Raw genomic sequence first — 25,811 nt, forward strand, 5'->3', positions numbered from 1 at the left:
ATATAAGGGGTCGTAGGGTGCGCCGTGCGCACCGTTTCAGTTCATGGTGCGCATGGCGCACCCTACGAGTCAGTGGCCAGCTGAGGTGCGTGCGATGGTGTCATCGCTGCGTAGGGTGAAAATCTCGTAGCCATCGGCGGTGACCAGCACGGTGTGCTCCCATTGCGCCGAGAGCTTGCGGTCCTTGGTTATGGCGGTCCAGCCGTCGCCGAGCAGGCGGGTTTCCGGGCGACCCTGGTTGATCATCGGCTCGATGGTGAAGGTCATGCCTTCCTTGAGCTCCATGCCGGTGCCGGCCTTGCCGTAATGCAGCACCTGCGGCTCCTCGTGGAAGACCGCGCCAATGCCATGGCCGCAGTATTCGCGGACCACGGAGAAACCGTTCTTTTCCGCGTGCTTCTGGATCACTTCGCCGATATCGCCGAGGCGGGTGCCCGGCTTGACCAGCTCGATGCCTTTATACATGCATTCCTGGGTGATCTTGGCCAGGCGCTCGGCCCACTCGGCCACCTTGCCGACCATGAACATCTTGCTGGTATCGCCGTGGTAGCCGTCCTTGATCACGGTCACGTCGATGTTCAGCACGTCGCCGTCTTTCAGTGGCTTGTCGTTGGGGATGCCGTGGCACACCACGTGGTTGATCGAGGTGCAGATCGACTTGGGAAAACCCTTGTAGTTGAGCGGGGCGGGAATCGCCTGCTGCACGTTGACGATATAGTCATGGCAGATGCGGTCGATTTCCTCAGTGGTGACGCCTGGCTTGACGTGCTCACCGATCATTTCCAGCACTTCGGCGGCCAGGCGGCCAGCGACGCGCATTTTCTCGATTTCTTCGGCGGATTTGATGGTGACGGTCATATGAAGCTCTCGGGCACGAACGGAAAGGTCGCTATGTTAGCAGCTTCGCCGTGCCAGCCCCAAAGGGCGCCGCAACCGCTGCAGGACGTTACTGCGTTGTTTGCCAGCTTTTGTAGCCTGAGCCGGCTTTGTGTGGTATAAAACGCGCCGCTTTACGGGCACTAAGCCCGAAAGCTTAAACCCACACACGTATCGACACGGTTTCCTGGGTGCCTTTCGACAAGTTCGAGGGTTGGAAGCTGGGATACGTGGAGGCCTAACCCGACTTATCAAGGAACTATCATGTCCCAAGTCAACATGCGCGATATGCTGAAGGCCGGTGTGCACTTCGGCCACCAGACCCGTTACTGGAACCCGAAAATGGGCAAGTACATTTTCGGCGCGCGTAACAAGATTCACATCATCAACCTCGAAAAAACCCTGCCGATGTTCAACGAAGCTCAGGCTTTCGTTGAGAAGCTGGCTGCTGGCAAGAACAAGATCCTGTTCGTCGGCACCAAGCGTTCCGCTGGTAAGATCGTTCGCGAAGAAGCTGCTCGTTGCAACTCGCCGTTCGTCGATCACCGCTGGTTGGGCGGCATGCTGACCAACTACAAAACCATCCGCGCCTCGATCAAGCGTCTGCGTGAGCTGGAAGTTCAGTCCCAGGACGGTACTTTCGCCAAGCTGACCAAGAAAGAAGCTCTGATGCGTTCGCGTGATCTGGAAAAACTGGATCGCAGCCTGGGCGGTATCAAGGACATGGGCGGCCTGCCGGACGCACTGTTCGTAATCGACGTTGACCACGAGCGTATCGCTATCACCGAAGCCAACAAGCTGGGCATCCCGGTTATCGGTATCGTCGATACCAACAGCAGCCCGGAAGGCGTTGACTACATCATCCCGGGTAACGACGACGCCATCCGCGCCATCCAGCTGTACATGGGTGCCATGGCCGACGCCGTGATCCGTGGTCGCAGCAACGCTGGCGGCGCCACTGAAGAGTTCATCGAAGAAGCCGCGGCTGCCGAGAGCGCCGAAGGCTAAGCGGTAACGCAAAGCATCTAGCGTTACACGCTGTGCAAAAAGGGGGCTAGGCCCCCTTTTTGCCACTCAAAGATTTGATCGTCCGTGATGCGGGCGATGGTTGAAGACCTACCGAGAGGATTTTCAAAATGGCAGAGATTACTGCAGCACTGGTTAAAGAACTGCGCGAGCGTACCGGCGAAGGCATGATGGATTGCAAAAAGGCCTTGACCAAGGCCGGCGGCGACATCGAAAAAGCCATCGACGATATGCGCGCTTCCGGCGCCATCAAGGCCGCCAAAAAGGCTGGCAACGTTGCTGCTGAAGGCGCTATCGCCGTCAAGGCCGACGGTAAGGCCGCCGTGCTGATCGAAGTCAACTCGCAGACCGACTTCCTGGCTCTGCAGGACGACTTCAAGAATTTCGTTACCAGCAGCGTGGACAAGGCGTTCGCTGACAAGCTGACCGACGCGGCTCCGCTGATCGAAGCTCAGGAAGCCGAGCGTACCGCTCTGGTCGCCAAAGTAGGCGAAAACGTCAACATCCGTCGTCTGGTACGTGTTGAGGGTGACGTTGTCGGTTCCTACCTGCATGGCAATAAGATCGGTGTTGCCGTTGTTCTGAAGGGCGGCGACGTCGAGCTGGCCAAAGACATCGCGATGCACGTTGCTGCAAGCAACCCGGAATTCCTGCTGCCAAGCGACGTTTCGGCTGAAGCGATCGAGCGTGAGAAGGCTGTCTTCCTGCAACTGAACGAAGAGAAGCTCAAGGGCAAGCCTGCCGATATCGCCGAGAAGATGGTTGCCGGCCGTATCTCCAAGTTCCTGGCAGAAGCCAGCCTGGTTGAGCAGGCGTTCGTCAAGAACCCGGAAATCAAGGTCGGTGAGCTGGCCAAGAAAGCTGGCGCTGAAATCGTTTCCTTCACCTACTTCAAAGTGGGCGAAGGCATCGAGAAGCCGGTTGACAACTTTGCTGAAGAAGTTGCTGCCCAGCTGGCCGCCAGCAAGCAGTAATCGTTTTCGGTACGTGTCCCCAAAGAGGCTGCCCGTTTGCGCGGGCGGCCTCTTTGCCGAATAAGGGATGACGAATAAAGTAGCGGTCGTTTCAATGAACGGCCGTTGGCGCTGTCGAAGTGCCGGATAATTGCAGCGCTCGAACGCGTTGCTGACGAATTTCATATCGCCGCAGGAGAGACTTGCAATGGCTCAGCAGACAACTGGTCGCCAACCTCGCTACAAACGCATTCTGCTCAAACTTAGCGGCGAGGCCCTGATGGGCTCGGAAGATTTCGGCATCGATCCCAAGGTGCTCGACCGCATGGCGCTGGAGGTCGGCCAGTTGGTCGGCATCGGCGTGCAAGTCGGCCTGGTGATCGGTGGCGGCAACCTGTTCCGTGGCGCGGCGTTGTCCGCTGCGGGTATGGATCGCGTAACCGGCGACCACATGGGCATGCTGGCGACCGTCATGAACGCGCTGGCCATGCGCGATGCGCTGGAGCGCTCGAATATCCCGGCTATCGTCATGTCGGCGATTTCCATGGTCGGCGTGACCGATCACTATGATCGCCGCAAGGCCATGCGTCACCTGAAGACCGGTGAGGTGGTGATCTTCGCTGCCGGCACCGGTAACCCCTTCTTTACCACCGATTCAGCCGCCTGCCTGCGCGCCATCGAAATCGATGCGGACGTGGTACTGAAGGCGACCAAGGTCGATGGCGTGTACACTGCCGACCCGTTCAAAGACCCGCATGCCGAGAAATTCGAGCGCCTGACCTATGACGAGGTGCTCGATCGCAAGCTGGGTGTGATGGATCTGACCGCCATCTGCCTGTGCCGCGATCACAACATGCCGCTGCGGGTCTTCAACATGAACAAGCCCGGCGCACTGCTGAACGTTGTAGTGGGTGGCGCCGAAGGAACACTGATCGAGGAGGATGCACAATGATCAACGACATCAAGAAAGACGCTCAGGAGCGCATGAGCAAGTCCCTGGAAGCGCTGGGTCGTAACCTGGGTTCCATTCGTACCGGTCGTGCCCATCCGAGCATTCTCGACAGCATCAAGGTACCGGCCTGGGGCAGCGACATGCCGCTCAATCAGGTAGCAGCGATCACCGTTGAGGACGCGCGTACCCTGAAGATCGTCGCGCATGACAAGACTCTCGGCGCTGCGATCGAGAAAGCCATCCTGACCTCGGACCTGGGTCTGAACCCGAGCAGCGCTGGTTCCACCATTCGTGTGCCGATGCCGGCGCTGACCGAGGAAACCCGCAAGGGCTACACCAAGCAGGCGCGCGGCGTTGCCGAAGATGCCAAGGTCGCCGTGCGTAACGTGCGTCGCGATGCGCTGGCCGAGCTGAAGAAACTGTCCAAAGCCAAGGAAATCAGCGAAGACGAAGAGCGTCGCGCTGCTGATGAGCTGCAGAAGATCACCGACAAGTTCATCGGTGATGTCGACAAGGCGCTCGAGGTGAAAGAAGCGGACCTGATGGCTGTTTGACGGCTGGGCGCCCATACATGGACAAGAACAAGCAGGGTGCTGTGCCGCGGCATGTCGCCATCATCATGGATGGCAACAATCGCTGGGCGAAGAAGCGCCTGTTGCCGGGTGTGGCAGGGCACAAGGCCGGGGTCGACGCGGTTCGCGCGGTGATCGAGGTCTGTGCCGAGTCGGGGGTCGAGGTACTGACCCTGTTCGCCTTCTCCAGCGAGAACTGGCAGCGTCCGGCCGAAGAGGTTGGTGCGCTGATGGAGCTGTTTCTGGGGGCGCTACGTCGTGAGGCCAAGCGGCTGCTGGATAATGACATCAGCCTGCGCATCATCGGTGACCGCTCGCGGTTTCATCCCGAGTTGCAGGCGGCCATGCGCGACGCCGAGCTGCTGACAGCCGGAAACCGTCGTTTCACCTTGCAGATCGCTGCCAACTACGGCGGTCAGTGGGATATCGCCCAGGCCGCTCAGCGTTTGGCCCGTGAAGTGCAGGCAGGCCACCTGCAGCCTGAAGACATCACGCCGCAATTGCTTCAAGGCTGCCTGGCCACCGGTGACCTGCCGTTACCCGACCTGTGCATTCGCACTGGCGGCGAGCACCGCATCAGCAACTTCCTTCTCTGGCAGTTCGCTTACAGCGAACTGTACTTTTCCGACCTCTATTGGCCGGACTTCAAGCATGAGGCCATGCGCAAGGCGCTGGCCGATTTCGCTACCCGCCAGCGTCGCTTCGGCAAGACCAGCGAGCAGGTGGAAGCTGAGGCGCGCTCTTAATGCTCAAACAACGAATCATCACGGCTTTGGTGCTGTTGCCCATCGCCCTGGGCGGTTTTTTTCTGCTCGATGGCGGTGCCTTTGCCCTGTTCATCGGTACGGTGGTCACGCTGGGTGCCTGGGAATGGGCGCGTCTGGCAGGGTTCGAGGCTCAGTCGCTGCGTGTGACCTACGCGGCTGCCGTGGCCGTGTTGCTCGGCCTGCTGTACATGGTTCCGGTCGTTGCCCCGCTGCTGCTGGTGGTGGCTGTGCTGTGGTGGTTGGTCGCGACCTTTCTGGTAATGACCTACCCCGATAGCAGTCGTTTCTGGGGCGGGGTGCCGGGGCGTTTGCTGATTGGTTTGCTGATTCTGCTGCCGGCTTGGCAGGGTCTGGTTCTGCTCAAGCAGTGGCCGCAAGCCAATGCGCTGATCATCGCCGTGATGGTGTTGGTTTGGGGTGCGGATATCGGTGCTTATTTTTCCGGCAAGACCTTTGGCAAGCGCAAACTGGCGCCCAAAGTCAGCCCAGGCAAGAGCTGGGAAGGCCTCTATGGTGGTCTTGTGGCCAGTCTGTTGATCACTCTGTTGGTCGGGCTGCAACAGGGCTGGTCCGCTGTTGGGCTGCTGCTGGCTCTTGCCGGTGCTGCCGTGGTGGTGCTGATTTCCGTGGTTGGCGACTTGACTGAAAGCATGTTCAAGCGTCAGTCCGGGATCAAGGACAGCAGCAATCTGCTGCCGGGTCACGGCGGTGTACTGGATCGCATCGACAGCCTGACGGCGGCCATTCCGCTGTTCGCTGCATTGCTCTGGCTCGCGGGTTGGGGAGCGCTGTGAGCGCAGTGCAGCAGGTCACCGTACTGGGGGCTACTGGCTCCATCGGCCTCAGCACGCTGGATGTGATCGCGCGCCATCCTGAGCGCTACAGCGTCTTCGCGCTGACGGGCTTTTCGCGCTTGGCAGAGCTGCAGGTGCTGTGCGTGCAGCATCGCCCGCGCTACGCGGTGGTGCCAGATGCCGATTCAGCGCTCGAGTTGCAGAACAATTTGCGCGCTGCCGGGCTGGCGACCGAAGTGCTGGTTGGCGAAGCAGGGTTGTGCGCCGTCTCTGCCGACGCCGCCGTCGATTGCGTAATGGCGGCCATTGTTGGCGCAGCGGGCCTCAAGCCGACCCTGGCAGCCGTGCAGGCCGGCAAGAAAGTGCTGCTGGCCAACAAGGAAGCGTTGGTGATGTCTGGCGCCTTGTTCATGCAGGCGGTCAAGCAGAGCGGGGCGGTGCTGCTGCCCATCGATAGCGAGCACAACGCGATTTTCCAATGCTTGCCGGGCGACTATTCGCGCGGTCTGCAGGCGGTCGGTGTGCGTCGCGTGCTGCTGACAGCTTCCGGTGGACCTTTTCGCGAAACGCCGTTGGCCGATCTGGAACGTGTCACGCCGGAGCAGGCGTGCGCGCATCCGAACTGGTCGATGGGGCGCAAGATCTCGGTCGATTCGGCCAGCATGATGAATAAGGGGCTCGAGTCGATCGAAGCCTGCTGGCTATTCGATGCCCGTCCCGAGCAGATCGAGGTGGTCATCCACCGGCAGAGCGTGATTCATTCGCTGGTCGATTACATCGACGGTTCGGTATTGGCCCAGCTGGGTAATCCGGACATGCGCACGCCCATCGCGCATGCTTTGGCCTGGCCGGAGCGTATCGACTCGGGCGTATCACCTCTGGATCTGTTTACCGTCGGTCGACTGGATTTCGAACGTCCCGACGAGCAGCGTTTCCCCTGTTTGCGCCTGGCGCGTGAGGCGGCACAGGTCGGCGGCAGTGCGCCGGCGATGCTCAACGCGGTCAATGAGGTGGCAGTCGAGGCTTTCCTGCAGCGGCGCATCCGTTTCACTGATATCGCGCGTATGATTGAGTCCGTGTTGAACGCCCAGCCTGTGCAGGCTGTCGAAGCGCTCGACGCAGTATTCGAGGCCGATGCCCGGGCGCGTGAACTGGCTGGGCAGTGGCTCGTTGGTCGTTGATCACGCCGGTGTTGGTCTTGTACTTGAGCGGCTCGTAGGGCTGGAGAAGTGAAATGAGTGGGTTGTACATGCTGGTTGGCACCTTGATCGCACTGGGTGTCCTGGTCACCTTTCACGAGTACGGACACTTCTGGGTGGCTCGCCGCTGCGGCGTCAAGGTGCTGCGCTTTTCCGTCGGCTTCGGTACGCCACTGCTGCGCTGGCATGACCGCCAGGGTACTGAGTTCGTCGTAGCGGCTATTCCTCTGGGCGGCTACGTCAAGATGCTCGATGAACGCGAGGGCGATGTACCGCCCGAACTGGTCGAGCAATCGTTCAATCGCAAGAGTGTTCGTCAGCGTATCGCAATCGTGGCCGCGGGCCCGTTGGCTAATTTCCTGCTGGCACTGTTGTTCTTCTGGTTCGTTGCCATGCTCGGCAGTCAGCAGGTTCGGCCTGTGATTGGTGCCGTGCAGCCTGACAGCCTGGCGGAAGTGGCCGGCTTGCATGCGGGGCAGGAGATCGTTGCGGTCAACGGCGAGGCCACCAGTGGTTGGGCGGCGGTCAATCTGCAGCTGGTAAGGCGTCTGGGCGAGAGCGGTACGCTCGATCTACGCGTGCTCGAGCCGGGCTCCACGGTTGAAACGTCCAAGCAGGTGCAATTGGATAACTGGTTGCGTGGCGTCGACGAGCCGGACCCGATTGGCTCGCTGGGGATTCGCCCCTGGCGCCCGGTGCTGGAGCCGGTTCTGGCTGAGGTGGATTCCAAGGGGCCTGCCTATGCTGCAGGCCTGCAGGCCGGAGATCGACTGCTGGCGCTCGATGGCGAGCCGCTTGCCGACTGGCAGGGGCTGGTTGATCGCGTAAGGGCGTTGCCGGGCGAGGCGGTCACGCTGCGCTTCGAGCGAGCAGGACAGGAGCGGGACGTGCAGCTGACACTGGCGTCGCGCGGTGAAGGGGAGGCTCGCAGCGGTTACCTGGGCGCGGGTGTGCAGGGTGTCGAGTGGCCGCCAGAGATGCTCCGCGAGGTGCGCTACGGTCCGCTCGAAGGCGTCGTCGAGGGCATGCGTCAAACCTGGTCCATGAGCCTGCTGACCCTCGATTCCCTCAAGAAAATGCTGTTCGGTGAGCTCTCGGTAAAAAACTTGAGTGGGCCGATAACCATTGCTAAAGTGGCGGGCGCTTCAGCTGAGTCAGGGCTGGGGGATTTCCTGAAATTCCTTGCATATCTGAGTATTAGCCTGGGGGTTCTCAATCTGCTGCCCATTCCTGTACTGGATGGTGGGCATCTGCTGTTTTATCTGGTCGAGTGGGTGCGTGGTCGCCCCTTGTCTGAGCGGGTTCAGGGTTGGGGGATGCAGATCGGCATCAGTCTGGTTATCGGGGTCATGTTGCTTGCCCTGGTCAACGACCTTAGCCGCCTGTGAGCACTACTGAATACGTTCTTGAGATTTAAAAGAAGTGTCGCCTAAGCGGCAGTTTTTATCGTCAGTTGGAATAAGAAAGGACTTCATGAAACGTCTGCTGCTACCTGCGGTACTGTCCGCATTGATGATCGCCGAAGTTCACGCCGAGTCCTTCACCATCTCCGATATACGCGTCAACGGCCTGCAGCGGGTTTCCGCGGGTAGTGTATTCGGCGCGTTGCCGCTCAATGTGGGCGAGCGGATAGATGATCGCCAGCTGGTCGATGCCACCCGTTCCCTGTTCCGTACCGGCTTCTTCCAGGATATTCAGCTTGGTCGCGATGGCGACGTGCTGGTCGTTACTGTGGTCGAGCGTCCCTCTATCTCCGGCATCGAGATCGAAGGCAACAAGGCCATCAGCACTGAAGACCTGCTCAAGGGCCTGAACCAGTCTGGTCTGGCCGAGGGCGAGATCTTCCAGCGCGCCACCCTCGAAGGCGTGCGTAACGAGCTGCAGCGCCAGTATGTCGCTCAGGGCCGTTATTCGGCCGAGATCGAAGCCGAGGTGATTCCGCAGCCGCGTAACCGCGTGGCGCTGAAGATCACCATCAACGAAGGCACCGTAGCCGCTATCTCCCACATCAACGTGGTCGGCAATACCGTGTTCTCCGATCAAGATCTGGTCGATCTGTTCGAGCTGAAGACCACCAACTGGCTATCCTTCTTCAAGAACGACGACAAGTACGCCCGCGAAAAGCTGTCCGGTGACCTCGAGCGTCTGCGCTCCTACTACCTGGACCGCGGCTACATCAATATGGATATCAGCTCCACGCAGGTTTCCATCACCCCGGACAAGAAGCACGTCTACATCACCGTCAACGTCGAAGAAGGCGAGAAGTACAGCGTTCGCGACGTGAAACTGTCCGGTGACCTCAAGGTCCCGGAAGACGATGTGCGCGCACTGCTGCTGGTCAAGGAAGGTCAGGTCTTCTCGCGCAAGATCATGACCACCACCAGTGAGCTGATCACCCGTCGTCTGGGTAACGAGGGTTACACCTTCGCCAACGTCAACGGCGTGCCGGAAGCGCACGACGAAGACAACACCGTTTCGATCACCTTCTTCGTCGATCCGGGCAAGCGTGCCTACGTCAACCGTATCAACTTCCGCGGCAACACCAAGTCCGAAGACGAAGTGCTGCGTCGCGAAATGCGTCAGATGGAAGGTGGCTGGGCATCGACCTACCTGATCGACCAGTCCAAGACTCGCCTGGAGCGCCTGGGCTTCTTCAAGGAAGTCAACGTCGAAACTCCGCAAGTGCCAGGCACTGATGACCAGATCGACGTCAACTACAGCGTCGAAGAGCAGCCGTCCGGCTCCATCACTGCCAGCGTCGGTTTCGCCCAGAACGCCGGCCTGATCCTTGGTGGTTCGATCAGCCAGAACAACTTCCTGGGTACCGGTAACCGCGTCAGCATCGGTCTGACTCGCAGTGAATACCAGACCCGATACAGCTTTGGCTTCGTTGATCCCTACTGGACCGTCGACGGCGTGAGCCTGGGTTACAACGCCTTCTACCGCACCACCGACTACGATGAACTTGATGTCGATGTATCCAGCTATTCGGTTGACAGCCTAGGTGCAGGTATCAACATCGGTTACCCGATCAGCGAAACCGCGCGTCTGACCTATGGTCTGACCGTACAGCAGGACAGCATCGATACTGGTCGCTATACCGTCGATGAGATCTTTGATTTCATCGAAGCTGAGGGTGATAACTACCTCAACTTCAAAGGTTCGATCGGTTGGTCCGAGTCGACCCTGAACCGTGGTGTTCTCGCTAACCGTGGTCATTCGCAGAGCCTGGTGCTGGAAACCACCATTCCAGGTAGCGATCTGTCGTTCTACAAGCTCGACTACCGTGGTCAGGTGTTCACCCCGATCAGCGATAACTACACCCTGCGCTTCCATACCCAGTTGGGTTATGGCGACAGCTACGGTTCCACGGCTGAACTGCCGTTCTACGAGCACTACTACGCCGGTGGTTTCAACTCGGTACGTGGTTTCAAGGACAGCAGCTTGGGCCCTCGCAGTACCCCGAGCAGCGGTACCAAGCCTGGTACTCTGGCTGATCCGGATCAGGACCCGCTGCCGTTCGGTGGTAACGTATTGGTGCAGGGTGGCGTCGAGATGCTGTTCCCCCTGCCGTTCGTCAAGGACCAGCGTTCGTTGCGTACCGCGTTGTTCTGGGATGTGGGTAACGTATTCGACACCAACTGCTCGTCGAGCCAGAAGAAGCTCAGCGACAGCTGCAATATCGACTTCAGCAGCATGGCCAGCTCCGTGGGTGTTGGCCTGACCTGGATCACCGCGTTGGGCCCGCTGAGTTTCAGTCTGGCCATGCCGATCAAGAAGCCGGATGATGCCGATACTCAGGTATTCCAGTTCTCCCTGGGTCAAACCTTCTAAGTTCGTTTCACAGAAAGCCAACAGTTTTGTTGCAGGAGTGCATTGTGCGTAAGTTGACTCAACTGGTTCTGTTCACCGCCGCCCTGATCGCCACTCCGGCGTTCGCCGAGATGAAGGTGGCCGTGCTGAACTATCAGATGGCGCTGCTCGAGTCGGATGCAGCCAAGCGCTACGCCGTCGATGCCGAGAAGAAGTTTGGTCCGCAACTGAACAAGCTCAAGACTCTGGAAAGCGACGCCAAGCGCATCCAGGATCGTATGGTCAAAGATGGCGACAAGATGCAGCAGGCTGAGCGCGAGCGTCTCGAGCTCGAATTCAAGCAGAAGGCCCGTGACTTCCAGTTCCAATCCAAGGAACTGAACGAAGCCAAGGCCATCGCCGACCGCGAGATGCTGGGCAAGCTGAAGCCGAACCTGGATAAGGCCGTCGAAGACGTGATCAAGAACGGCAACTTCGACCTGGTGCTCGAGCGTGGTGCGGTGATCGAGGTCAAGCCTCAGTACGACATCACTCGCCAGGTCATCGAGCGCATGAACCAGATGCGTTAAGCATGACAGTGACAGTTACTCTCGGCCAATTGGCTGAGCGTCTTGGCGCCACCTTGCGTGGCGCCGAAGCGAAGGTCATCACGGGCCTGGCCACCTTACAGGAGGCCAGGCCCGAACAGTTGAGCTTCCTGGCCAATGCCCAGTACCGCAAGTTTCTGGCGCAGACTCAGGCCGGTGCCGTGCTTCTGACCGCAGCCGATGCTGAAGGCTACGCTGGCGATGCCCTGATCGTTGCCAACCCGTACCTGGCTTATGCCCAGCTGTCGCATGTGTTCGATCGCAAGCCCAAGGCTGCGCCGGGTATTCATGCCACGGCACAGATTGCCGAAGACGCTCAGATCGATCCGAGTGCGAGTATTGGCGCTTTTGCGGTTATCGAAAGCGGTGCGCGTATCGGTGCTGATGTCAGCATCGGTGCCCATTGTGTAGTCGGTGCGCGCAGTGTGGTGGGTGATGGCGGCTGGCTGGCGCCGCGCGTGACGCTCTATCACGACGTGCAGATCGGTAAGCGGGTGGTGATCCAGTCCGGTGCTGTGATCGGTGGTGAAGGCTTCGGTTTCGCCAACGAGAAGGGCGTCTGGCAGAAGATCGCGCAGATCGGTGGGGTAACCATCGGCGATGACGTCGAGATCGGCGCCAACACCACGGTGGATCGCGGTGCGCTGTCCGACACCCTGATCGGCAATGGTGTGAAGCTGGATAACCAGATCATGATCGCGCACAACGTGCAGATTGGTGACAACACTGCAATGGCGGGCTGCTGCGGTATTTCCGGCAGCACCAAGATCGGCAAGAACTGCATGATCGCTGGCGGTGTGGGGATGGTTGGTCATATCGAAGTGTGCGACAACGTGTTCGTCACCGGCATGACCATGGTGACCCGTTCGATCACCGAGCCGGGCGCCTATTCTTCCGGTACCGCCATGCAGCCGGCGGGCGAGTGGAAGAAGAGTGCGGCCCGTATTCGTCAGTTGGACGAGATGGCCAAGCGACTGCGTGAGCTGGAAAAACAGCTGGCCGCCGTGACCCAGACGGCAAACGTCTCATCTGATGCCTGAGCACGGCGCGGCCGTGCTCTTTTCTTTTCTTACAGGCTTAACCGGACATGATGGACATCAACGAAATTCGTGAATATTTGCCGCACCGCTATCCGTTCCTGCTGGTGGACCGTGTGGTGGACCTGGACGTCGAAGGCAAACAGATTCGCGCCTATAAGAATGTCAGCATCAATGAGCCGTTCTTCAACGGTCACTTCCCCGAGCACCCGATCATGCCGGGCGTTCTGATCATCGAGGCGATGGCTCAAGCTGCCGGTATCCTCGGCTTCAAGATGATGGGCGTGAAGCCGGCTGATGGCACCCTGTATTACTTCGTTGGCTCCGACAAGCTGCGTTTCCGTTCGCCGGTGTTGCCGGGTGACCAACTGACGCTGGAAGCCAAGTATCTGAGCGATCGTCGCAGCATCTGGAAATTCGAGTGCCGCGCCACTGTCGATGGCAAGGAAGTCTGCTCCGCTGAAATCATTTGTGCGGAACGCAAGCTATGAGTTTGATTGACCCACGCGCGATCATCGACCCCAGTGCCAGATTGGCTGACGACGTTGTCGTTGGCCCTTGGAGCATTGTTGGTGCCGATGTGGAAATTGGCGAGGGTACAGTCATCGGTCCGCACGTAGTGCTCAAGGGACCGACCGTGATTGGCAAGCACAACCGCATCTACCAGTTTTCTTCGGTCGGTGAAGATACGCCGGACCTGAAGTACAAAGGTGAGCTCACTCGCCTGGTGATCGGCGATCACAACACCATTCGCGAAGGCGTCACCATTCACCGCGGCACCGTACAGGATCGCAGTGAAACCACCATTGGCGACCACAACCTGATCATGGCTTATGCCCATATCGGCCATGACAGCGTGATCGGTAACCATTGCATTCTGGTCAATAACACGGCACTGGCTGGCCATGTATGGGTCGACGACTGGGCGATTCTGTCCGGCTACACCCTGGTGCACCAGTTCTGCCGCATTGGCGCGCACAGCTTCTCGGGGATGGGCACCGCGATTGGCAAGGATGTGCCTGCTTTCGTTACCGTATTCGGTAACCCGGCCGAAGCGCGCAGCATGAACTTTGAGGGCATGCGTCGTCGTGGTTTCTCAGCCGAGGCCATTGCCGCATTGCGCAAGGGCTACAAGCAGGTTTATCGCCAGGGGCTGACCGTAGAGCAAGCACTGGCCGAATTGGCCGAGTCTGCTGCTCAGTTCCCCGAGGTGGCGATCTTCCGCGATTCGATCCAGGCCTCCACGCGCGGCATCACGCGCTGATTCCTATGAGCAGACCTATTCGCGTCGCACTGGTCGCCGGTGAGGCGTCCGGTGACATTCTCGGCTCCGGCCTGATGCAGGCTATCAAACAGCGTTATCCAGATGCCGAGTTCATCGGTGTTGGCGGTGCGCGTATGGAAGCCGAGGGCCTGAAATCCTACTTCCCGATGGAGCGCCTGGCCGTGATGGGCCTGGTCGAGGTGCTCGGTCGTTTGTTCGAACTGCTTGGCCGTCGCCGCCAGTTGGCGCGCGACCTGATCGCCGCGCAGCCGGATGTGTTCATCGGTATCGATGCCCCCGATTTCAATCTGGGTCTGGAACTCAAGCTGCGCCGTGCCGGGATCAAGACCGTGCATTACGTCAGCCCCTCGGTCTGGGCCTGGCGGCAGAAGCGGGTGCTGAAGATCCGTGAAGCCTGCGATCTGATGCTGACCCTGTTTCCGTTCGAGGCGCAGTTCTACGACGAACATCTGGTGCCGGTGCGCTTTGTCGGTCATCCGCTGGCCGATGCGATTCCACCGCAAGCTGATCGTGCCGCCGCGCGCGAGGCATTGGATCTGCCGCAAGACGAGCCCGTGGTCGCGCTCATGCCAGGTAGCCGTGGTGGCGAGGTCGCGCGCTTGGGTGAGCTGTTTCTCGAGGCGGCGATCCGCCTGCGTGCGCTTCGCCCGGGTGTTCGTTTCCTCCTGCCTTGCGCCACCCCCGAGCGCCGTGAGCAGTTGGAGCAGATGCTGGCAGGGCGTGATTTGCCGCTGACGTTGCTCAACGGTCGATCCCACGAAGCGCTGGCTGCCTGTGATGCTGTGCTCATCGCATCGGGCACCGCGACCCTGGAAGCGCTGCTGTACAAGCGGCCGATGGTGGTGGCGTACCGCGTAGCGCCGCTGACCTACCGTATCCTCAAGCGCCTGGTGAAGAGCCCCTATATCTCGCTGCCTAATCTGCTGGCCGAGCGTTTGCTGGTGCCTGAGCTGATTCAGGATGCCGCGACGCCTGAGGCATTGGCCCAGGCCGTGGCACCGCTGATCGATGGTGGGCAAGTGCAGACCGAAGGTTTCGACGTCATTCACCGTGCGCTGCGTCGCGATGCTTCACTGTCTGCGGCTGATGCAGTTCTCAAGCTCGCTGGGCGAGTCTGATGCAGCTGGGATTGGACTTTACCCTGGTCGAAGAGCTGGTCGCCGGCGTTGACGAGGTTGGTCGTGGCCCGCTCTGCGGCGCCGTGGTGACGGCGGCGGTGATCCTCGATCCGGCGCGGCCGATCATCGGCCTGAACGACTCTAAGAAACTTTCCGAGGCGCGCCGTGAAGCGCTGTTCGACGAGATCCGCGAGAAAGCCCTGTCCTGGTGCATCGCTCGCGCCGAAGTCGAGGAGATCGACCGCCTGAATATCCTGCATGCCACCATGCTGGCGATGCAGCGCGCCGTCGAGGGGTTGAGCGTAACGCCGAGACTGGCGCTGATCGACGGCAACCGTTGCCCCAAGCTGGCCGTGCCGAGTGCGCCGGTGGTCAAGGGCGACAGCCGGGTTCCGGCTATCGCCGCCGCTTCGATCCTGGCCAAGGTCAGCCGCGACCGCGAAATGCTCGAAATGGACCGTCTCTATCCCGGCTACGGAATTGCCGGTCACAAGGGTTACCCCACGCCCGTTCATCTCGAAGCGCTGATACGCTTGGGGCCTACGCCGATTCATCGGCGCTCCTTCGCCCCGGTACGTGCCTTGCTCGAAGGCGTGTAGCTGCATGACCCGGATGCAAGCCGGGAAATGCCACGCCTGTTGAACCTCTGGCCCTCAGCCAGACCCTCTTAGGCTACAATCCGCGCTTTGTCGTTTTCACCTGCAAGGCCGCCCATGACTCAAGCGTTCGTCCACCTGCGTCTGCACACCGAATACTCCCTGGTCGATGGCCTGGTGCGGGTCAAACCGCTGATCAAGGCCGTTGCCGGGGCCGGCATGCCGGCGGTGGCGGTCACCGACATGAGCAACATGTGCTCGCTGGTGAAGTTCTACAAGACGGCCATGGGCGCTGGGGTCAAACCGATCTGCGGCGCCGATATCTGGATGGCCAGCGCCGAGGAAGACGGCCCGCTGACGCGCTTGACCCTGCTGGCGATGAATGCCAAGGGCTATCGCAACCTCACCGAGCTGATCTCTCGTGGTTGGTCCGAAGGTCAGAGCAACGACCTGGTGATCATCCAGCGTGACTGGGTCAAGGATGCGGCAGAAGGTTTGATTGCGCTGTCCGGCGCCCGTGAGGGCGAAGTGGGTCAGGCGCTGCTGGCCGGTGACGAAGCCCTGGCCGAAACGCGTCTGCGCGAATGGATGGCAGTATTCCCGGACCGTTTCTATCTGGAAGTGCAGCGCACCAGCCGAGTGGGTGACGAGGAATACCTGCATGCCGCCGTGGCGCTGGCCGATCGCGTCGAGGCACCGCTGGTGGCGACCAACGATGTGCGCTTCATCAAGCAGGGTGACTTCGAGGCCCACGAAACCCGCGTCTGCATCGGTGAAGGCCGTACCCTCGACGATCCGCGCCGGCCGCGGCACTACTCCGATCAGCAGTACCTGAAAAGCGCCGACGAAATGTGGGAGCTGTTCTCCGACCTGCCCGAGGCACTGGAGAACACGGTCGAGATCGCCAAGCGCTGCAACATCGACGTGCAGCTCGGTAAATACTTTCTGCCGGATTTCCCCACGCCCAATGGCATGGGCATCGACGATTACTTGCGCCACGCCTCCTTCGAGGGTCTGGAAGAGCGCCTGGAAGTGCTGCTGCCCAAGAGCACGCCGGATTATGAGGCGAAGAAGCAGGTCTATATCGATCGCCTCAACTTCGAGCTCGACATCATCATCCAGATGGGTTTCCCCGGTTACTTCCTGATCGTTATGGACTTCATCCAGTGGGCCAAGAACAACGGCGTGCCGGTTGGCCCGGGCCGTGGTTCGGGTGCCGGTTCGCTGGTGGCCTACGTGCTGAAGATCACCGACCTCGATCCGTTGGCCTATGACCTGCTGTTCGAGCGTTTCCTCAACCCGGAACGGATTTCCATGCCCGACTTCGACGTCGACTTCTGCATGGATGGCCGCGACCGGGTGATCGACTACGTGGCCGAGAAGTACGGGCGTAATGCGGTGAGTCAGATCATCACCTTCGGCTCGATGGCGGCCAAGGCGGTGGTGCGCGACGTGGCCCGGGCGCAAGGCAAGTCCTACGGCCTGGCTGACCGTCTGTCGAAGATGATCCCCTTCGAAGTGGGCATGACCCTGGAGAAAGCCTACGAGATGGAGGAGCCGCTGCGCGACTTCCTCAAGAACGACGAGGAAGCCCAGGAAATCTGGGACATGTCGCTCAAGCTCGAAGGCGTGGTGCGCGGCACCGGCAAGCACGCTGGTGGTGTGGTGATCGCACCGACCAAACTCACCGACTTTTCGCCGATCGCCTGTGACGAAGAGGGCGGCGGCCTGGTGACCCAGTTCGACAAGGATGACGTCGAGCAAGCCGGCCTGGTCAAGTTCGACTTCCTCGGCCTGCGCACGCTGACCATCATCAAATGGGCGATGGAGACTATCCACCGTATCCAGAAGCGCGACGGCGCGCCGGATGAGGATCTGGTCAACATCGACTTCATCCCGCTGGATGACAAGAAAACCTACGACATGCTGCAGAAGGCGGAGACCACTGCGGTCTTCCAGCTTGAATCGCGCGGCATGAAGGAGCTGATCAAGAAGCTCAAGCCAGACTGCCTGGAAGACATGATCGCACTGGTGGCGCTGTTCCGCCCTGGCCCGCTGCAATCGGGCATGGTGGACGACTTCATCAACCGTAAGCACGGTCGTGCCGAGCTGTCCTACCCGCACCCCGACTACCAGTACGCTGGCCTGGAGCCGGTGCTCAAGCCCACCTACGGCATCATCCTGTACCAGGAACAGGTGATGCAGATCGCTCAGGTGATGGCCGGTTACACCCTTGGTGGTGCGGACATGCTGCGTCGCGCCATGGGTAAGAAGAAACCGGAGGAGATGGCCAAGCAGCGCGGCGGCTTCATCGAAGGTTGTGCCAGTAACGGCATCGACGCCAACCTGGCGGGCAACATCTTCGATCTGGTGGAAAAGTTCGCCGGTTACGGCTTCAACAAGTCGCACTCGGCCGCTTACGGTCTGGTGTCCTACCAGACTGCCTGGCTGAAAGCGCATTACCCGGCGCCGTTCATGGCCGCGGTGCTCTCGGCGGACATGCACAACACCGACAAGGTGGTGATCCTGGTGGAAGAGTGCCGCAACATGAAGTTGCGCATCGATCCGCCGGACGTGAACGTCTCCGAATTCAAGTTCACCGTCAACGACGACGGTCGCATCGTCTACGGCCTGGGGGCGGTCAAGGGCGTGGGCGAGGGGCCGGTCGAGGCCATCGTCGAATGCCGCGCCGAGGGCGGGCCGTTCAAGGACCTGTTCGACTTCTGCAATCGCGTCGACCTCAAGCGCATTAACAAGCGCACTCTGGAAGCGTTGATCCGCAGCGGCGCGCTGGATCGTCTCGGTCCGTACTATCAGGACGAGCTCAAGGCCTACCAGGCCAGCGTGGACAAGAACCGCGCGGTGCTGCTGGCTTCCATGGAGGAGGCCGTGCAGTCCGCCGAGCAGACTGCGCGCAGCGCCGAGAGCGGCCATATGGATTTGTTCGGTGGCCTGTTCGCCGAGCCCGAGGCGGATGTCTACGCCAACCACCGTAAGGCCCGTGAACTGCCGATCAAGGAGCGTCTGAAAGGCGAGAAGGACACCCTGGGCATCTACCTGTCCGGCCACCCCATCGACGAGTACGAAGGCGAGATTCGCCGTTTCGCCCGTCAACGCATCGTCGAACTGAAGCCGGCGCGCGATACCCAGACCATAGCCGGGATGATCGTCAACCTGCGGGTAATGAAGAACAAGAAGGGCGACAAGATGGGCTTCATCACCCTCGACGACCGCTCCGGGCGCATCGAAGCCTCACTGTTCGCCGACGCCTTCGCCAGCAACCAGGCGTTGCTGCAGAACGATGCGCTGGTGGTGGTCGAAGGTGAAGTCAGCAACGACGACTTCTCCGGTGGCCTACGCCTGCGCGCCAAGCGCGTGATGAGCCTGGAAGAAGCGCGCACCGGCCTGGCCGACAGCCTGCGGGTGAAGGTCGCTAGTGAGGCATTGAAGGGCGACCGCCTGCGCTGGCTGGCCGAGCTGTGCAGCAAGCACAAGGGCGCTTGCCCGGTGACCGTCGACTACAGTGGCGAGGAGGCACGGGCCTTGCTTCAATTCGGCGATGCCTGGCGAATCGACCCGGCTGACACTTTGATTCAGGCATTGCGTGACCAGTTCGGGCGCGACAACGTCTTTTTGCACTACCGCTGATATACGAGAGGAAAATTCCTCTTCGTGACAGCAAAGGCACCCGAGGGTGTCGACCCGCTGCGCCCTATCCCTTAAGGTAGGACGCCTAATGGATACAGCTCCCCGGCCACTTGGCCGTCGACGCAAGACGGATGACTATGAACCCGAATTTCCTCGATTTCGAACAGCCGATCGCCGACCTGCAAGCCAAGATCGAAGAGCTACGCCTGGTTGGTAACGACAACTCGCTGAATATCGGCGATGAAATTGCCCGCCTGCAGGACAAGAGCAGCTCCCTGACCGAAAGCATCTTCGGCAATCTGACCAGCTGGCAGATCGCGCAGCTCGCGCGCCACCCGCGTCGCCCTTACACCCTGGATTACATCCAGCACATCTTCACCGAGTTCGATGAATTGCACGGTGATCGTCACTTCTCTGATGACGCCGCTATCGTCGGTGGCATTGCCCGCCTGGGCGACCAGCCGGTGATGATCATCGGCCACCAGAAAGGCCGTGAAGTGCGTGAGAAGGTGCGCCGCAACTTCGGCATGCCGCGCCCCGAGGGCTACCGCAAAGCCTGCCGCCTGATGGAAATGGCCGAACGTTTCAAGATGCCGATCCTCACCTTCATCGACACCCCCGGTGCCTACCCAGGTATCGATGCCGAGGAGCGTGGCCAGAGCGAGGCTATCGCCTGGAACCTGCGCGTGATGGCGCGTCTGAAAACGCCGATCATCGCCACCGTCATCGGTGAAGGTGGTTCCGGTGGTGCGCTGGCCATCGGTGTTTGCGACCAGCTCAACATGCTGCAGTACTCCACCTACTCGGTGATCTCGCCGGAAGGCTGCGCCTCGATTCTCTGGCGTACCGCCGAGAAAGCGCCGGATGCCGCCGAAGCCATGGGCATCACCGCCGAGCGTCTGAAGGATCTGGGCATCGTCGATCAGGTGATCGCCGAACCGTTGGGCGGTGCGCACCGTGACCCGGCCGCAGCTTCCGAGTCGATTCGTCAGGAGCTGACCAAGCAACTGGCCAGTCTGCAGAAGCACGACACTGACGCGCTGCTTAAGCGTCGTTACGATCGTCTGATGAGCTACGGCATCGCCTGAGTTCGTTCTACGTCTATCTCAACGGGCCTTCGGGCCCGTTGTTGTTTAAGCTTGGCCAATGACCGATCTCTCTATTCGCCTGCGCCAGGCCCTGCAGCCGTGGTGTACGGCTCCTGCCTGGTGTATCGCCTTCTCCGGTGGTCTCGACTCCACCGTGCTGCTGCATTTGCTCGCCGATCTGGCTCGGCGTGAGAAGCTGCCGCCGCTTTCCGCCATTCATGTCCATCATGGTTTGCAGTCGGCAGCTGACACCTGGCCAGAGCATTGCGCGCAGGTTTGCGCACGGCTGGGTATTGCTCTGGACATCGTCAGGGTGCAGGTGGCGCCAGGCGCCAGTCTCGAGCAGGCAGCGCGTAACGCGCGTTATCAGGCTTTCACTGCGCGGCTTGGTCCGGGCGAGGTGTTGCTCAGTGCTCAGCATCGTGATGATCAGGCCGAAACCCTGCTGTTTCGTCTGCTGCGCGGCGCCGGCGTGCGCGGGCTGGCGGCTATGCCGACTGGTCGAGCGTTGGGGAAGGGCCACCTGATTCGGCCGCTGCTCGATTGTTCTCGGGCTGAATTACAGGCCTATGCGCAGGGTCATGGTCTTGCCTGGATCGAAGACCCGAGCAATGCCGATGAGCGTTTCAGTCGCAACTTCCTGCGGCGACAGGTGATGCCGCTGCTGGCGGAGCGCTGGCCGCAAGCGTCGAGCAGTCTGGTGCGCAGCGCAGGCCATCTGTCTGAGGCGCAGCAGTTGCTGGATGAGTTGGCCGAGATCGACCTTGCCGCTGCCCATGGCGGCTCAGCGTTTGCCTGGTTGTCGTTGCCGTCGCTGTATCTGCCGGCTGTCACTGCGTTGAGTGAGGCGCGCCAGCGCAATTTGCTGCGCCACTGGTTGGCGCCTTATACGCGTATGCCCGATAGCGACCACTGGGCCGGCTGGTGTGACCTGCGTGATGCGGGTGTGGATGCATCACCGATCTGGCGACTGGCCGATGGTGAGCTGCACCGTGCCGATGGTCGGCTGTGGTGGCTTGGCGGTGAGTGGCTGCAGCCGCTCGAACCACTCGATCTTTCCTTCAGCTCGTTTCCCGAGCCTGTCGAGCTGCCCGGTAACGGTTGTGTGCATCTACAGGGTGAGTTGCCGCCAGGTCGCTGGCACTTGCGTTACCGCCAGGGCGGTGAGTCACTGCAGCTGCCGGGGCGCGGCAGGCGCGATCTCAAGCGTCTGCTCAATGAGCTGCGCGTACCGGAATTCGTGCGCCCGCGCCTGCCGCTGTTGTTCGATGGCGATGAGTTGATGGCGGTGGCGAACCTGACGCAGTCGTCAGTAATTCAGGCGAGCGGGGTGCGTCTGCAGTGGTCGCCGCCTATCGGCGTGCAAGGTTTGAGCTGGTAAGGCCTTTCCGGTAGACTACGCTCCCGTCTTAATACAGCTTTTGCCGACTCCCTCAGGGAGCTTGGCGAGCTTGCCATTTTTGCTATTGATGGCGCTCCTTCGCTTTCCCCGGCGGCATTGACCGCTTAAACGCAGACTTCTAGGGTTTTTCATGACGCGCTACATCTTCGTCACGGGTGGTGTTGTTTCTTCATTGGGGAAAGGCATCGCCTCGGCTTCACTGGCGGCCATCCTGGAGGCGCGGGGCCTGAAGGTCACCATGCTCAAGCTGGACCCTTACATCAACGTCGATCCGGGCACCATGAGCCCGTTCCAGCACGGTGAGGTGTTCGTCACCCACGACGGCGCCGAGACCGACCTCGACCTGGGTCACTACGAGCGTTTCATCCGCACCACGATGAGCAAGAGCAACAACTTCACCACCGGTCGTGTGTACGAGGACGTGCTGCGCAAGGAGCGCCGTGGTGATTACCTGGGCGCGACCATTCAGGTCATCCCGCACATCACCGACGAGATCAAGCGTCGCATCATCAAGGGCGCCGGCGATGCCGACGTGGCCCTGGTGGAAATCGGCGGCACCGTGGGTGACATCGAGTCGCAACCGTTCCTCGAGGCCATCCGCCAACTGCGTGTGGAAGTGGGCGCCAAGCGCGCGATGCTGATGCACCTGACCCTGGTGCCGTACATCGCCACTGCTGGTGAGACCAAGACCAAGCCTACTCAGCACTCGGTCAAGGAACTGCGCTCCATCGGCCTGCAGCCTGACGTGCTGGTGTGCCGCTCCGACCACCCGATCGATGTCTCCTCGCGCCGCAAGATCGCTCTGTTCACCAACGTCGAAGAGCGTGCGGTGATCAGCCTGGAAGACGTCGACACCATCTACAAGATACCGGGCGTGCTGCATGCTCAGGGTCTGGATGACTTCGTCGTCGAGCGTTTCGGCCTGGAGTGCGGCGGTGCCGACCTGTCCGAGTGGGATCGCGTGGTCGATGCCAAGCTCCACCCGGAAAAAGAAGTCACCATCGCCATGGTTGGCAAGTACATGGAGCTGCTGGACGCGTACAAGTCGCTGATCGAAGCGATGAGCCACGCCGGCATCCAGAACCGTACCAAGGTCAACCTGCGTTATATCGACTCCGAAGACATCGAGAACCAGGGCACTGGCCTGCTCGAAGGCGTCGATGCCATCCTGGTGCCGGGCGGCTTCGGTCTGCGTGGCGTGGAAGGCAAGATCAAGACCGTGCAGTACGCTCGCGAGAACAAGATTCCCTATCTGGGCATCTGCCTCGGCATGCAGGTAGCGGTCATCGAGTACGCCCGTAACGTCGTGGGTTGGACTGACGCCAACTCTTCCGAATTCGACATGGCCAGCGCTCATCCGGTAGTGGGCCTGATTACCGAATGGCAAGACGCGACCGGCGCCACCGAACAACGCAGTGAAAGCTCTGACCTCGGCGGCACCATGCGCCTGGGGGCGCAGGATTGCCAACTGCTGGGCGGCTCCAAGGTACACGACTGCTACGGCAAGGACGTGATCGTCGAGCGTCATCGTCACCGTTACGAGGTGAACAATAACCTGCTGCCGAAGCTGACCGAGGCTGGCCTGAAGGTCACTGGCCGTTCTGGCGACGGTGCACTGGTCGAAGTGGTCGAGGCGCCGGATCATCCGTGGTTCGTTGCCTGCCAGTTCCACCCGGAGTTCACCTCCACGCCGCGTGACGGCCATCCGCTGTTCAGCGGTTTCGTCAATGCTGCCCTGGCGCAGAAAGCGAAGAAGGCTTAAGGCATGGCACAGAAGATCATCAAGGTTCGCGACATCGAGATCGCCAACGACAAGCCTTTCGTGCTGTTCGGTGGCATCAACGTGCTCGAGTCGCGCGACCTGGCCATGCAGGCCTGCGAGGAGTACGTACGGGTGACCGAGAAGCTCGGCATTCCCTACGTGTTCAAGGCCAGCTTCGATAAGGCCAACCGTTCCTCCGTCACCTCCTTCCGCGGCCCGGGCCTGGAAGAGGGCATGAAGATCTTCGAGGAAGTGAAGAAGATTTTCGGCGTGCCGGTGATCACCGACGTGCACGAGCCGCACCAGGCGGCTGCCGTGGCCGAAGTCTGCGACATCATCCAGTTGCCGGCTTTCCTGTCGCGGCAGACCGATCTGGTAGTGGCCATGGCCAAGACCGGCGCGGTGATCAACATCAAGAAGGCGCAGTTTCTCGCCCCGCAGGAAATGAAGCACATCCTGGCCAAGTGCGAAGAGGCCGGTAACGATCAGTTGATTCTCTGCGAGCGCGGTTCCTCCTTCGGTTACAACAACCTGGTGGTGGACATGCTCGGCTTCGGCATCATGAAGCAGTTCGAGTACCCGGTGTTCTTCGACGTGACCCACGCCCTGCAGATGCCGGGTGGTCGCGCCGACTCTGCTGGTGGTCGTCGCGCCCAGGTTACCGACCTGGCCAAGGCGGGCATGAGCCAGGGCCTGGCAGGCCTGTTCCTCGAAGCCCATCCGGATCCGGAAAACGCCAAGTGCGACGGTCCATGCGCTCTGCGCCTGAACAAGCTGGAGCCGTTTCTCACCCAGCTCAAGCAGTTGGATGACCTGATCAAGAGTTTTCCTCCTATCGAGACTGCCTGAGCCGGCTGTAATCCGGTAAAGTGCCGCCCGAGAAAAATCCCCCTGACCCGTGAGTCAGAGTGAGCCGTCGATCTGCCCTCCGGCAGCGGCGGCCCAGTGCAGCCTGCTGCTGCCGTCTTATCGTCAACCTTTGGAGCGTTATCAAGAATGGCAAAGATCGTCGACATCAAGGGTCGTGAGGTTCTCGACTCCCGTGGTAACCCCACCGTGGAAGCGGATGTAATTCTGGAAGGCGGCATCGTCGGCAGCGCATGCGCTCCGTCCGGCGCCTCCACTGGCTCGCGCGAAGCGCTGGAGCTGCGTGACGGCGACAAGAGCCGTTACCTGGGCAAGGGCGTGCTGAAGGCCGTCGCCAACATCAACGGCCCGATCCGTGACCTGCTACTGGGCAAAGACGCTGTCGACCAGAAAGCTCTGGATCGCGCGATGATCGAGCTCGACGGTACCGAGAACAAGGCGACTCTGGGCGCCAACGCCATCCTCGCCGTGTCCCTGGCTGCCGCCAAGGCCGCTGCTCAGGCCAAGGGCGTGCCGCTTTACGCGCACATCGCCGATCTGAACGGTACCCCAGGCGTCTATTCCATGCCGGTACCGATGATGAACATCATCAACGGCGGTGAGCACGCCGACAACAACGTCGACATCCAGGAGTTCATGGTACAGCCGGTTGGCGCCAAGAACTTTGCCGATGCCCTGCGCATGGGCGCCGAGATCTTCCATCACCTCAAAGCCGTGCTCAAGGCCCGTGGCCTGAACACTGCTGTGGGTGACGAAGGTGGTTTCGCGCCGAACCTGGCTTCCAACGAAGATGCCCTGGCCGCCATCGCCGAGGCCGTTGCCAACGCCGGCTACAAGCTGGGTGACGACGTGACCCTGGCGCTGGACTGCGCATCGAGCGAATTCTACAAGGACGGTCAATACGACCTGGCTGGCGAAGGCAAGGTATTCAGCGGTGAAGGCTTTGCCGACTACCTGGCTGGCCTGACCGAGCGTTACCCGATCATCTCCATCGAAGATGGCATGGACGAGTCCGACTGGGCCAGCTGGAAAGTCCTGACCGACAAGATTGGCGCCAAGGTACAGCTGGTTGGCGACGACCTGTTCGTCACCAATACCAAGATCCTCAAGCGCGGTATCGACGAGCAGATTGGTAACTCGATCCTGATCAAGTTCAACCAGATCGGCTCGCTGACCGAGACCCTGGAAGCCATCCAGATGGCCAAGGCCGCTGGCTTCACCGCCGTGATCTCGCACCGCAGCGGCGAAACCGAAGACAGCACCATCGCCGACCTGGCCGTTGGTACTGCCGCCGGTCAGATCAAGACCGGTTCGCTGTGCCGCTCCGACCGCGTTTCCAAGTACAACCAGCTGCTGCGCATTGAAGAGCAGTTGGGCGGCAAGGCTCCATACAAGGGCCGCGCCGAGTTCCGCGGCTGACATCTGCGTGGTAGAAAAGGGCGACGCAAGTCGCCCTTTTTCGTGGTTAT

Annotated in this window: 22 protein-coding genes; 21 read left to right on the top strand and 1 reads right to left on the bottom strand. The window is 60.6% G+C overall.

The genetic code is table 11. The annotated features are described in order from the left end of the window. Positions 1-69 precede the first annotated feature (69 nt). The gene (gene map / locus CXP40_RS18565) at positions 70-858 is read right to left on the bottom strand and encodes a type I methionyl aminopeptidase (protein WP_099523490.1); all 789 of its coding nucleotides are present in this window, start codon (positions 856-858) and stop codon (positions 70-72) included. Between the two features lie 282 nt (positions 859-1,140). On the opposite strand from map, the gene rpsB reads away from it, so the two are divergent. The 21 genes from rpsB to eno all read left to right on the top strand — a co-directional run bounded on the left by rpsB (position 1,141) and on the right by eno (position 25,761). After that, positions 1,141-1,884 (top strand): 30S ribosomal protein S2, encoded by a 744-nt coding sequence (rpsB, locus tag CXP40_RS18570; RefSeq protein WP_106734965.1) that lies wholly within the window; start codon positions 1,141-1,143, stop codon positions 1,882-1,884. Between the two features lie 128 nt (positions 1,885-2,012). Beyond that, entirely contained in the window at positions 2,013-2,876 is an 864-nt protein-coding gene (gene tsf / locus CXP40_RS18575; RefSeq protein WP_099523486.1) for a translation elongation factor Ts, read from the top strand. A 187-nt stretch (positions 2,877-3,063) separates the two neighbouring features. After that, a complete protein-coding gene (gene pyrH, locus CXP40_RS18580) occupies positions 3,064-3,807 on the top strand; it encodes a UMP kinase (RefSeq protein ID WP_004424012.1) in 744 nt (247 codons plus the stop codon). Beyond that, positions 3,804-4,361 (top strand): ribosome recycling factor, encoded by a 558-nt coding sequence (frr, locus tag CXP40_RS18585; RefSeq protein WP_106734966.1) that lies wholly within the window; start codon positions 3,804-3,806, stop codon positions 4,359-4,361. Before pyrH ends, frr begins: the two co-directional genes overlap by 4 nt. A gap of 17 nt (positions 4,362-4,378) precedes the next feature. After that, positions 4,379-5,125, top strand: coding sequence for a polyprenyl diphosphate synthase (uppS, locus tag CXP40_RS18590; RefSeq protein ID WP_106734967.1), 747 nt, complete (start codon positions 4,379-4,381; stop codon positions 5,123-5,125). Further along, positions 5,125-5,940: a phosphatidate cytidylyltransferase gene (locus tag CXP40_RS18595; protein ID WP_106734968.1), complete on the top strand. Its 816-nt coding sequence runs from the start codon at positions 5,125-5,127 to the stop codon at positions 5,938-5,940. Before uppS ends, CXP40_RS18595 begins: the two co-directional genes overlap by 1 nt. Next, positions 5,937-7,121, top strand: a complete 1,185-nt coding sequence (gene ispC, locus CXP40_RS18600; RefSeq protein ID WP_106734969.1) for a 1-deoxy-D-xylulose-5-phosphate reductoisomerase — start codon at positions 5,937-5,939, stop codon at positions 7,119-7,121. Before CXP40_RS18595 ends, ispC begins: the two co-directional genes overlap by 4 nt. A gap of 53 nt (positions 7,122-7,174) precedes the next feature. Next, the gene (gene rseP / locus CXP40_RS18605; protein ID WP_106734970.1) at positions 7,175-8,527 is read left to right on the top strand and encodes a sigma E protease regulator RseP; all 1,353 of its coding nucleotides are present in this window, start codon (positions 7,175-7,177) and stop codon (positions 8,525-8,527) included. Between the two features lie 85 nt (positions 8,528-8,612). After that, positions 8,613-10,973 (top strand): outer membrane protein assembly factor BamA, encoded by a 2,361-nt coding sequence (bamA, locus tag CXP40_RS18610; protein ID WP_106734971.1) that lies wholly within the window; start codon positions 8,613-8,615, stop codon positions 10,971-10,973. A gap of 44 nt (positions 10,974-11,017) precedes the next feature. Further along, complete coding sequence (locus CXP40_RS18615) at positions 11,018-11,521, top strand: OmpH family outer membrane protein (protein WP_099523471.1); 504 nt, start codon at positions 11,018-11,020, stop codon at positions 11,519-11,521. A 2-nt stretch (positions 11,522-11,523) separates the two neighbouring features. Beyond that, complete coding sequence (gene lpxD / locus CXP40_RS18620) at positions 11,524-12,579, top strand: UDP-3-O-(3-hydroxymyristoyl)glucosamine N-acyltransferase (RefSeq protein ID WP_106734972.1); 1,056 nt, start codon at positions 11,524-11,526, stop codon at positions 12,577-12,579. A 47-nt stretch (positions 12,580-12,626) separates the two neighbouring features. After that, positions 12,627-13,067: a 3-hydroxyacyl-ACP dehydratase FabZ gene (gene fabZ, locus CXP40_RS18625; RefSeq protein ID WP_003244215.1), complete on the top strand. Its 441-nt coding sequence runs from the start codon at positions 12,627-12,629 to the stop codon at positions 13,065-13,067. Beyond that, entirely contained in the window at positions 13,064-13,840 is a 777-nt protein-coding gene (gene lpxA / locus CXP40_RS18630; RefSeq protein ID WP_106734973.1) for an acyl-ACP--UDP-N-acetylglucosamine O-acyltransferase, read from the top strand. The genes fabZ and lpxA overlap by 4 nt, the downstream gene beginning before the upstream one ends. A gap of 5 nt (positions 13,841-13,845) precedes the next feature. Further along, the gene (lpxB, locus tag CXP40_RS18635) at positions 13,846-14,979 is read left to right on the top strand and encodes a lipid-A-disaccharide synthase (RefSeq protein ID WP_106734974.1); all 1,134 of its coding nucleotides are present in this window, start codon (positions 13,846-13,848) and stop codon (positions 14,977-14,979) included. Continuing rightward, positions 14,979-15,578 (top strand): ribonuclease HII, encoded by a 600-nt coding sequence (rnhB, locus tag CXP40_RS18640; RefSeq protein WP_106734975.1) that lies wholly within the window; start codon positions 14,979-14,981, stop codon positions 15,576-15,578. Before lpxB ends, rnhB begins: the two co-directional genes overlap by 1 nt. Positions 15,579-15,692: 114 nt before the next feature. After that, positions 15,693-19,223: a DNA polymerase III subunit alpha gene (gene dnaE, locus CXP40_RS18645; protein ID WP_106734976.1), complete on the top strand. Its 3,531-nt coding sequence runs from the start codon at positions 15,693-15,695 to the stop codon at positions 19,221-19,223. Between the two features lie 137 nt (positions 19,224-19,360). Further along, positions 19,361-20,311 carry an acetyl-CoA carboxylase carboxyltransferase subunit alpha gene (locus tag CXP40_RS18650; protein ID WP_106734977.1) on the top strand — a complete coding sequence of 317 codons (951 nt, stop codon included), beginning with the start codon at positions 19,361-19,363 and terminating at the stop codon, positions 20,309-20,311. 58 nt (positions 20,312-20,369) lie between these two features. After that, positions 20,370-21,692 (top strand): tRNA lysidine(34) synthetase TilS, encoded by a 1,323-nt coding sequence (tilS, locus tag CXP40_RS18655; protein WP_106734978.1) that lies wholly within the window; start codon positions 20,370-20,372, stop codon positions 21,690-21,692. A gap of 151 nt (positions 21,693-21,843) precedes the next feature. Continuing rightward, entirely contained in the window at positions 21,844-23,475 is a 1,632-nt protein-coding gene (locus CXP40_RS18660) for a CTP synthase (protein WP_106734979.1), read from the top strand. Between the two features lie 3 nt (positions 23,476-23,478). Next, positions 23,479-24,324, top strand: a complete 846-nt coding sequence (gene kdsA, locus CXP40_RS18665; protein ID WP_106734980.1) for a 3-deoxy-8-phosphooctulonate synthase — start codon at positions 23,479-23,481, stop codon at positions 24,322-24,324. Positions 24,325-24,471: 147 nt separating this feature from the next. Continuing rightward, complete coding sequence (gene eno / locus CXP40_RS18670) at positions 24,472-25,761, top strand: phosphopyruvate hydratase (RefSeq protein WP_099523446.1); 1,290 nt, start codon at positions 24,472-24,474, stop codon at positions 25,759-25,761. The last annotated feature ends 50 nt before the right edge of the window (positions 25,762-25,811 follow it).

The sequence above is a fragment of the Pseudomonas sp. YY-1 genome (assembly GCF_002843095.1).
In the GTDB taxonomy this organism is placed as follows: Bacteria; Pseudomonadota; Gammaproteobacteria; order Pseudomonadales; family Pseudomonadaceae; genus Aquipseudomonas; species Aquipseudomonas sediminis_A.

Excerpts from the sequence above, each read along its gene's own strand:
- map (WP_099523490.1), bottom strand. The coding sequence starts at position 858 with ATGACCGTCACCATCAAATCCGCCGAAGAAATCGAGAAAATGCGCGTC.
- rpsB (WP_106734965.1), top strand. The coding sequence starts at position 1,141 with ATGTCCCAAGTCAACATGCGCGATATGCTGAAGGCCGGTGTGCACTTC.
- tsf (WP_099523486.1), top strand. The coding sequence starts at position 2,013 with ATGGCAGAGATTACTGCAGCACTGGTTAAAGAACTGCGCGAGCGTACC.
- pyrH (WP_004424012.1), top strand. The coding sequence starts at position 3,064 with ATGGCTCAGCAGACAACTGGTCGCCAACCTCGCTACAAACGCATTCTG.
- frr (WP_106734966.1), top strand. The coding sequence starts at position 3,804 with ATGATCAACGACATCAAGAAAGACGCTCAGGAGCGCATGAGCAAGTCC.
- uppS (WP_106734967.1), top strand. The coding sequence starts at position 4,379 with ATGGACAAGAACAAGCAGGGTGCTGTGCCGCGGCATGTCGCCATCATC.
- CXP40_RS18595 (WP_106734968.1), top strand. The coding sequence starts at position 5,125 with ATGCTCAAACAACGAATCATCACGGCTTTGGTGCTGTTGCCCATCGCC.
- rseP (WP_106734970.1), top strand. The coding sequence starts at position 7,175 with ATGAGTGGGTTGTACATGCTGGTTGGCACCTTGATCGCACTGGGTGTC.
- bamA (WP_106734971.1), top strand. The coding sequence starts at position 8,613 with ATGAAACGTCTGCTGCTACCTGCGGTACTGTCCGCATTGATGATCGCC.
- lpxD (WP_106734972.1), top strand. The coding sequence starts at position 11,524 with ATGACAGTGACAGTTACTCTCGGCCAATTGGCTGAGCGTCTTGGCGCC.
- fabZ (WP_003244215.1), top strand. The coding sequence starts at position 12,627 with ATGATGGACATCAACGAAATTCGTGAATATTTGCCGCACCGCTATCCG.
- lpxA (WP_106734973.1), top strand. The coding sequence starts at position 13,064 with ATGAGTTTGATTGACCCACGCGCGATCATCGACCCCAGTGCCAGATTG.
- lpxB (WP_106734974.1), top strand. The coding sequence starts at position 13,846 with ATGAGCAGACCTATTCGCGTCGCACTGGTCGCCGGTGAGGCGTCCGGT.
- rnhB (WP_106734975.1), top strand. The coding sequence starts at position 14,979 with ATGCAGCTGGGATTGGACTTTACCCTGGTCGAAGAGCTGGTCGCCGGC.
- dnaE (WP_106734976.1), top strand. The coding sequence starts at position 15,693 with ATGACTCAAGCGTTCGTCCACCTGCGTCTGCACACCGAATACTCCCTG.
- CXP40_RS18650 (WP_106734977.1), top strand. The coding sequence starts at position 19,361 with ATGAACCCGAATTTCCTCGATTTCGAACAGCCGATCGCCGACCTGCAA.
- tilS (WP_106734978.1), top strand. The coding sequence starts at position 20,370 with ATGACCGATCTCTCTATTCGCCTGCGCCAGGCCCTGCAGCCGTGGTGT.
- CXP40_RS18660 (WP_106734979.1), top strand. The coding sequence starts at position 21,844 with ATGACGCGCTACATCTTCGTCACGGGTGGTGTTGTTTCTTCATTGGGG.
- kdsA (WP_106734980.1), top strand. The coding sequence starts at position 23,479 with ATGGCACAGAAGATCATCAAGGTTCGCGACATCGAGATCGCCAACGAC.
- eno (WP_099523446.1), top strand. The coding sequence starts at position 24,472 with ATGGCAAAGATCGTCGACATCAAGGGTCGTGAGGTTCTCGACTCCCGT.